The 8,387-nt window shown below is 43.4% G+C and carries 6 protein-coding genes and 1 pseudogene; 2 read left to right on the top strand and 5 right to left on the bottom strand.

Going from position 1 to position 8,387, the window contains the following annotated elements; all coding sequences use genetic code 11:
• The first annotated feature begins 71 nt into the window (after positions 1 to 71).
• Positions 72 to 3,053 (top strand): SusC/RagA family TonB-linked outer membrane protein, encoded by a 2,982-nt coding sequence (locus Q5076_RS17540; RefSeq protein WP_303015067.1) that lies wholly within the window; start codon positions 72 to 74, stop codon positions 3,051 to 3,053.
• A gap of 13 nt (positions 3,054 to 3,066) precedes the next feature.
• Entirely contained in the window at positions 3,067 to 4,653 is a 1,587-nt protein-coding gene (locus Q5076_RS17535; protein ID WP_303015064.1) for a SusD/RagB family nutrient-binding outer membrane lipoprotein, read from the top strand.
• 284 nt (positions 4,654 to 4,937) lie between these two features.
• On the opposite strand, the gene Q5076_RS17530 is transcribed toward Q5076_RS17535, so the two are convergent.
• From Q5076_RS17530 to Q5076_RS17510, 5 genes and pseudogenes are all read right to left on the bottom strand, one after another.
• The gene (locus tag Q5076_RS17530) at positions 4,938 to 5,597 is read right to left on the bottom strand and encodes a MarC family protein (RefSeq protein WP_303015065.1); all 660 of its coding nucleotides are present in this window, start codon (positions 5,595 to 5,597) and stop codon (positions 4,938 to 4,940) included.
• A 61-nt stretch (positions 5,598 to 5,658) separates the two neighbouring features.
• Positions 5,659 to 6,351, bottom strand: a complete 693-nt coding sequence (locus tag Q5076_RS17525; protein ID WP_303015062.1) for a YjjG family noncanonical pyrimidine nucleotidase — start codon at positions 6,349 to 6,351, stop codon at positions 5,659 to 5,661.
• Positions 6,352 to 6,458: 107 nt separating this feature from the next.
• Positions 6,459 to 7,316 carry a hypothetical protein gene (locus tag Q5076_RS17520; protein WP_303015061.1) on the bottom strand — a complete coding sequence of 286 codons (858 nt, stop codon included), beginning with the start codon at positions 7,314 to 7,316 and terminating at the stop codon, positions 6,459 to 6,461.
• A gap of 35 nt (positions 7,317 to 7,351) precedes the next feature.
• A complete protein-coding gene (gene rsmI / locus Q5076_RS17515; protein ID WP_303015060.1) occupies positions 7,352 to 8,026 on the bottom strand; it encodes a 16S rRNA (cytidine(1402)-2'-O)-methyltransferase in 675 nt (224 codons plus the stop codon).
• Between the two features lie 20 nt (positions 8,027 to 8,046).
• Positions 8,047 to 8,387 (bottom strand): annotated as a pseudogene (locus Q5076_RS17510) (hypothetical protein); the annotation flags it as partial.

Raw genomic sequence — 8,387 nt, 5'->3', positions numbered from 1 at the left:
AATATATTGATAATAAATGTGTTGCATTATTATTTAGTTCTGCTAAGACTTTGCAGATTTCATATATCGGAATGCAGACACAGGAGGTAGATATTAAGCCTAATTTGAGAGTTGTACTTAAAGCGGATACCGAAGTACTTGACGAAGTAGTGGTGACCGCCATGGGTATCTCACGGGAAAAGAAGGCTTTGGGATATGCGGTACAAGATGTAAAAGGAGAACAATTGACGCAGGCGGCAAGTACCAACCTGTCTTCCGCTTTACAGGGAAAAGTATCAGGTGTAGATATTACCCCGTCATCAGGTATGCCGGGTGCATCTTCCCAAATTACAATCCGCGGCGCACGTTCATTTACCGGAAATAACTCTCCGTTATACGTTGTGGACGGAATGCCCATCACATCAACTGCCGACATCGATACGGAAATCAAGAACAACGGTAGCGTATCAGGTGCCGATTATGCCAACCGTGCCGTAGACATCGACCCCAACGATATTGAAAGTATCAATATATTGAAAGGACAGGCGGCTTCCGCTCTTTACGGTATGCGCGCCTCCAACGGTGTAATCGTCATTACTACCAAAAGCGGAAAAGGGGCGAATAAAGGAAAACCCGTTATCACCGTCAATACCAGCCTGGCTTTTGACAAGGTTTCCACTCTTCCCGACTTTCAGAAAGAGTATGCGCAAGGCGGCCCGGACGAAAACGGCAACATCGTATTTGACCCCACCACTTCATTGGCATGGGGACCTAAAATCTCCGAACTGGCGAATGACCCGAACTATGGTGGCAACACTGACAATGAATGGACACAAAAATACGGGAAGAAGCCCGGAATGTATTATGTTCCCCAACGTGCCGCCGCAGGATTGGACCCGTGGGCCACTCCCCGCGCCTATGACAACGCTAAAGACTTCTTCAACACGGGAGCTTCATGGAGCAATAATGTAAATATAGCCCAGTCATTTGATAAAGGCAATTATTCATTCTCATTGGGTAATACTACATCCAACGGTATAATCCCCAATACAGGTATGGATCGCTATAATGTCAAGTTAAACGCAGGGGCGCAATTAAATAAAAACTGGTCGACAGGATTCAGCGGAAACTTCATCACATCTAAAATCAGGAAACAATCCACCGCCAATCAGGGAGTTACCGCTACTGTATACGGCGCGCCTCCAAGTTATGATTTCGGAGGAATACCCTCTCACGTGGAAGGGGACCCTTATACTCAAAACACTTACCGTCCTTCTACTTTTAACGATGCATACTGGGCGACGGAAAACAATAAATTCATTGAACGCTCTCACCGGTTCTTCGGAAATGCGTATGCACAATATTCTACCAAGTTCGGTACGGAAAATCATAAACTGGATATCAAATATCAATTGGGTACGGACGCTTATACCACGAATTACGATGATACTTACGGATATGGCGACAGAAGTTACTCCAAAGGAAGAACGACCCAGGACAGCTATACTATCAACGAGGTGAATTCACTGTTTACCGCAACTTACGACTGGAAAGTGACTCCGGAATTTGACGTCAACTTGTTAGTGGGTAACGAATTCGTGAACAATACGACTAAAATGACTGAGGCGGAAGGTACTAATTTCAATTTCTCCGGTTGGAACCATCTGGGAAACGCTACTATAAACAGGACTAAATCCGAATATAGGAAGAAACGTACCGTAGGTAACTTCGCCAATCTTTCGCTGGCATGGAAAAATATGCTTTATTTCAATGCGACTGTCCGCAACGACATCATTTCTTCCATGCCCAGAAACAATCGCTCATTTACTTATCCTTCCGTATCGCTGGGATGGATTTTCACAGAGCTTGAACCGCTGCGTAACGACATCCTTACTTTTGGTAAAATCCGCGCTTCTTATGCGGAAGTAGGTATGGCGGGGGATTACTTGACGAGTTACTACTATACTCCGGAATATGGAGGCGGATTTTCCGCCGGTACTCCTATCACTTATCCGATAGGTTCTATCACCAGCTTTATTCCTTATTACAAGATTTACGATCCGAACTTAAAACCTCAAAATACGAAATCTTACGAATTTGGCGTAGACCTGACATTCCTGCAGGGAATCATTTCTTTCAGTTATACTTATTCACGCCAAAACGTAAAAGACCAGATATTCGAAGTGCCTCTGTCGGGGTCTACGGGTTATTCTTCAATGATTACCAACGGCGGTTCCATCCATACGGACTCTCATGAGATTACCTTGAACGTAAATCCGATCAATACCAAAAATGTAAAATGGGATTTCGCATTCAATTTCTCCCGTCTGAACAATTATGTAGACAAGCTGGCGGAAGGCGTGAACAGTATCATGTTAGGCGGTTTTGTCACTCCGCAAGTACGTGCAAACATCGGAGAAAAATTCCCCGTTATCTACGGTAGCGAATACTTACGTAATGAGAACGGACAGATTGTGGTGGACGAAAACGGTCTTCCGCAGGCAGGGGAGGCTAAAGTCATCGGTAAGGTCGCACCGGATTTCAGGTTAGGATTCAACACGACTCTGGAACTTTACAAATTCAAGCTGGGAATAGTGCTCGACTGGAAACAAGGAGGACAGATATATAGCGGAACATTGGGGGTATTGGATTATTACGGGGTAACCCAACGTTCGGCCGACTACCGCAACAAGGAATCATTCCTGTTTGAACTGCCGGCAGTAAAAGAGGTAAAAGACGAGAAAGGCAACATAACATACGCCCCGAACGACATAAAAATCTCCGGTAAAGACGCTCTCGATTATTTCAATGCTTTGAACGGCATCGATGAAGCGAGCATATATGACAATTCATTCATCAAGTTGCGCGAGATTTCTTTGAGTTATCCGGTATTGGACAAATCGTTCTTGCACATCACTGCGAATGTATTTGCCAGAAATATCCTGTTGTGGTCACAACTGAAAGGGCTCGACCCGGAAGCCACGCAAGGTAACAATAACATGGCGGGTGCATTTGAACGCTTCTCTCTTCCGGGAACTTCAAGCTATGGTTTTGGTTTAACATTCAAATTTTAAATAAGGAAACAATATGAAATCTATATATAAAACAATCAAGGTCTATTCATCAGTCTTGTTACTGGCAGGTGCGCTGTTCGCTTGTTCTGAAGACAAAATGGATGAAATAAACAAAGACAACGACCACACGCAGGATGCACCTGCCAAATTCATACTGACGGATGTCATCACGGCTACCGCATTCAGTAACATAGGCGGCGATTTGAATTCTTATATGTCTTCTTACATCGAACACGAGGTCGGAATCTACAACCAGCTCTGGAATGCTGAGACACGCGCGGCGGAAGTGACTTCTGCCACTACTTTCAACAATACGTGGGTAAACCTGTATTCTAACCTGAAAAATGCGCGTATCATCATCGAGAAATGTTCTGAAAACGGGTCACAGGCAGGCAACTACACCACTAAAGGAATGGGGGAGGTATTGGCTGCAATCAACTCTGCTTTATTGACAGACGCCTTCGGCGATGTCCCGTTCAGCGAGGCTGCTCTTCCTTTAAAAAACGGAAAGCCTCAATTTATGACTCCCAAAATCGATAAACAGGAAGAGATTTACAAGAGTATCCTCCAATATCTGGAAGATGCGATAACCGATTTGCCCCAAGGCGACAATCATCTGTCCGGCGGTCCTTCTACACAGGATCTTCTTTATAAAGGCGATGCTGCCAAATGGCTCAAACTGGCTTACGGCTTAAAGGCACGTTATACGATGCGCCTTCTCAACAAGTCAACGGATAAAACCGCCGATTTGAATAAAATCCTGGAGTACATCGGCAAATCGTTCACCGGAACTGACGACGAAGCGGCATTTGCAATTTACGATGCGTCAAACATTAATCCGGGTTATGATTTCTTCGATAGCCGGGAATATCTGGCTGCCAGCAAAAGTATGTGGGAAAAATTGAATGAACGCAATGACCCGCGCCTGAACCGTGCCTATGTGGATGCGCTTGTGGTATCAGGAAGTTCGGCCAGTTGCAATCAAATAAAAGCTACAGAAGATAAGTTGATGGCTCCTAACGGCGAACCTCTTCAAAAGCAAAGATACTATAACGTATCCATCTTCGGGTTATCCCAAACCGCTCCTACTATGATTATGAGTTATCATGAGCTGTTATTCCTGAAAGCAGAAGCGCTTCAACGTTTAAACAAACCTGCCAATGAAGTTAAAGCCGCTCTGAAGGAGGCTGTTATCGCCGGCTTCGCGAATATGGAAAGAAGTGTCGAGGCTGCTTTGAACAATGACAGTTATAAAATTACGGCGAATGATTCAAAGGCTATAAGCAGCGAAGAGGCGGCTACTTATTTTGACAATAAGATTGCTCCTTTATTCGATGCCGAACCTTTGAAAGAAATCATGATTCAAAAATATATCGCATTATGGGGTGCTTCCGGCGAATCTACGGAAACCTACAACGACGTGCGCCGTCTGCAGGCAGAAGGAAATGATTTCTATGACTTGGATAATCCGGGAAAATTCCCGTTGCGTTGCCCTTACGGAGCTGACGATACTACCGCCAATCCCAATGTGGCAGACGCATACGGTGACGGACAGTATGTGTACAGCGAAAATGTCTGGTGGGCAGGCGGTAACAGATAAACCTGCATCACAAACAATAAAAGAAGGTTCAAAATCAATCCATTACAGTTTCTTCAAATTACACGGAGGTGGAATTACGGGGCTGATTACTGCCAAAGCAGATGTTCCGAACGGATTCCGGTCATTGAGACAGGTATTAGATTGATTGAGGCTTCTTTAAAAAATCCCCTTGTTCCAGTCCTGATTTACAATCATGCAGGCTGAAACAAGGGGATTGTCATCATCCCGGCTTACAAATCAAAAACAGGATTGCCTCATCTTTTATTTTGAGTTTTTTATATTCTTTATTTCAATATGCCTGCCGCTCCTTCTCTCACTATATCTACCAATATCGGCTTTAATCCGCTAACGAAACATTCTACGGCTATCACCATCAGAATCAATCCCATAAGACGCATCATCACATTATTACCTGTTTCACCCAGGACTTTTACCAATTTCGTGGAAGCGCGAAGAATAAAAAAAGTGAGCAGATAAATCAAAGCGATAGTTCCAATCAATACGCCTTTCATTTCATAATTATGGGTGTCCTGCATCAAAACAATTGCATTGGCTATTGCTCCGGGACCACATAACATCGGTATGCCGAGAGGGGTTATGGATATGTCGTCGGCATAGGTTTTTATCTCTTCATCTTTCAGTTTCATCGGTGTATAACGGGCTTGCAGCATATCAAAACCTATTTTAAAGATGATGACTCCACCGGCAATACGGAAACCGTTTGTTGAGATGCCGAAGAATTTAAACAGGAACTGCCCGGCAAAAACAAAGACCATCAATGTAATAAACGACACAATAGTAGCCCGGCGGACAATGGACTGACGCTCTTCATCCGTCATTCCATGGGTCATGGTAAGAAAAACAGGCATTGTTCCTAAAGGATTGGTCAACGTAAAGAACGAGGTAAAACAAAGCAAAGCAAACGGAAGAAGTGTATTATCCATCATATTATGTATTTTTATGCGTTTATTAAACAGCACAAAAGTACGACTTAATCCACAGAACTTACAACAAATACATTAAATCTTTCAAAGAATGAATATGGTATGTAGGATGAAACGGAAATGAGGTCCGTTGGGTTACGTCATAAAATGCCTGGTGCATCCCTACTCCATGAGCTCCGGCAATGTCGGCTTCCCAACTGTCGCCAATCATCAACGACTCGCGCAATTCCGATTGAGTGGCGGATAAAGCAAAATGGAAAATCTCCGGCCTGGGTTTCAATACGCCGATATCTTCGGAAAGAATGACTTTTTTAAAATAAGTGTCTACTCCTGCCGAACGCATTTTACACGATTGCAGTTCCCGAAAGCCATTGGACAGAATATAGAGATTATATTTAGGGGCAAGATATTCCAATACTTCTTTGACATGAGGCATCAGCCCGCTTTTAGTAGGAATGACGGCGAAGAATTCTTCCGCGAAACGCCTGGCTAAAGTTTCGTCCTCTACTCCCACCGCCTGTAAAGGGAAAAAGAAACGCTGGCGGTTCAGTTCGTCTTTGGTTATCTTCCCTTCGCCGTACTCAAGCCAGAGTTCGGTATTACGCCGTTGGTAAAGCCCGTAATAATGCTCGAATGAATCAAAATAGCGTTCAAATCCCAATTTTCCATATACTTCTTCAAAGGTCTCACGGGCATTACGGGAAAAAGCCCAGACCGTGTCATCCAAATCAAAAAAAAGATTTTTATATTTCATCTGCAAATCGTAATCGTCTATATCAAGAAATTAAAAAGCCAATGTGCTAATCTCTCGGATTCAGGAATCAGCACATTGGCAATTCAGACCAGAAAGGCGTATTTACCTTATTTTACCTGAATAACCAGGTATCTGGATATGCTCCAGAATTCAGCAGGATTTGTAATCTTCAAAGTCAGTTGGCCTTTATCGTCTTTCACTAATTCATAAGAACCGGAAGGATGAGTTGTCAACAACTCCGCACGTTTAGAATATAACTTGATTTCTTTCGTCGTACGAATATCAATCTGCGTGAAATAGTCTTTGTTGAAATCAGCGCTCTTCAACACGTCGCCGCTTTTAAGAATTTTCTGCGCTTTCAATTCCGATTTTGTCCCGAACACAAACCATGCCGTATTCAGGCTCTTGTCTTGTTCGGCAACTGTCCTGGCTTTCGCTTCGTTTTCCGCAACCAGGCTTTCCTTAACGGCAGACAGGTCGCTGACAGCAGCATCCAACTCCTGAATACGAATATTTTTGGAGGCTAATTCCGATTGAAGTTCTTCAATGCGTTGTTGCTTGGCATTCAGTTCGGCTGTCAAGGCTTCCACCGCTTTTTTAAGCTGGGCAGAATTGTACTTGCTGTTTTTTAACTGGGCCTGCAACTTGGCTATTTGGGCTTTGTTTTCTTCCATCTGTTTGGAAATAAACTCAATGTCGGAAGCTATCTGCTGCTTGGCGCTGGCTGAATTTTCAGTTATGGTTCCACGCTGTAAATCCACACGGCTTTCTGCAGCATTGATTTTACGGAACCCTTCCTGTACTTCATTGAAAGTTCCCATCATATCGTCCAGTTCAGCGTTACGCTGGTTCAGTTCCATCAATAAAGAGTCATTTTCTGCTTTCAGGTCTTTATTTCCTCCTTTAAAGCTATCACACGAAGCCAATATAGCTACGCACACAAATAAAACTGCTAACTTTTTCATACGTTTACGTTTTACGTTTTTAAATGAAGTTATTTTTAATTGTCTATTCCTGCAAGTACTATCACAATTTCGCCTCGCGGCTCGGTAACTGTAAAATGTTCTATCAGTTCTCCTAAATTTCCGCGAATCGTTTCTTCATGAAGTTTGGATATTTCACGCGACACCGTTGCCTGGCGTTCCGCACCGAAATATTCGGCAAACTGGGTGAGCGTCTTCAACAACCGGTGAGGAGACTCGTAAAACACCATGGTACGACGTTCTTCCGCCAATGCTTTCAAACGTGTCTGGCGTCCTTTTTTCTGTGGAAGGAAACCTTCGAAACAGAACTTCTCATTCGGTAGTCCTGACGCTACAAGTGCCGGTACAAAAGCTGTCGCCCCCGGCAAACATTGCACTTCAATCCCATTACGCACACATTCACGAACGACCAAAAAACCGGGATCGGAAATTCCCGGCGTTCCGGCATCAGAAATCAACGCAATTGTTTCACCTGCCTTTATCCTGTTAATAACACTCTCTACCGTTTTATGTTCATTAAATTTATGGTGAGACTGCATTATATTTTTTATCTCAAAATGTTTCAGCAAGATACCGGAAGTACGTGTGTCCTCTGCCAAAATCAAATCGGCCTCTTTCAAAACTTTAATAGCCCGAAAGGTCATATCTTCCAAATTCCCCACCGGCGTAGGCACTACATACAATTTTCCCATATATTCCCGTCTACACTAAATTAATTAAAATATTTCCTTAACAACTCCAGAAAATCATTCACCGCGTCATTTTCTTCATTCACATTAATTTTAGAAGAAAGAAACGCAACGGCGGTCTTATAGGAGCTCATTACCGATATTTGTTCGATAACCCGATTCATCAAACTTGTATCTCCTCCAAATAACTCACGTGAGAAACGGAACGAATCATTCAAACTGATAGAACGGCGCAGTCCTCCGGCAGATAACTTTATGCTTTCTCCCAATACTTTGGGTTTAAGCTCATCTTCTATAACTGCAGACTTTTCAACTGCCAGATTATTTTCCACGTTGTCTTCTTCTTTCTTTTCTTCTTCTTCTT

Source organism: uncultured Bacteroides sp. (assembly GCF_958445495.1).
GTDB lineage: Bacteria > Bacteroidota > Bacteroidia > Bacteroidales > Bacteroidaceae > Bacteroides.
This window is presented reverse-complemented; position numbering and strand designations above follow the sequence as displayed.

Excerpts from the sequence above, each read along its gene's own strand:
- Q5076_RS17540 (WP_303015067.1), top strand. The coding sequence starts at position 72 with ATGCAGACACAGGAGGTAGATATTAAGCCTAATTTGAGAGTTGTACTT.
- Q5076_RS17520 (WP_303015061.1), bottom strand. The coding sequence starts at position 7,316 with ATGAAAAAGTTAGCAGTTTTATTTGTGTGCGTAGCTATATTGGCTTCG.
- rsmI (WP_303015060.1), bottom strand. The coding sequence starts at position 8,026 with ATGGGAAAATTGTATGTAGTGCCTACGCCGGTGGGGAATTTGGAAGAT.
- Q5076_RS17535 (WP_303015064.1), top strand. The coding sequence starts at position 3,067 with ATGAAATCTATATATAAAACAATCAAGGTCTATTCATCAGTCTTGTTA.
- Q5076_RS17530 (WP_303015065.1), bottom strand. The coding sequence starts at position 5,597 with ATGGATAATACACTTCTTCCGTTTGCTTTGCTTTGTTTTACCTCGTTC.
- Q5076_RS17525 (WP_303015062.1), bottom strand. The coding sequence starts at position 6,351 with ATGAAATATAAAAATCTTTTTTTTGATTTGGATGACACGGTCTGGGCT.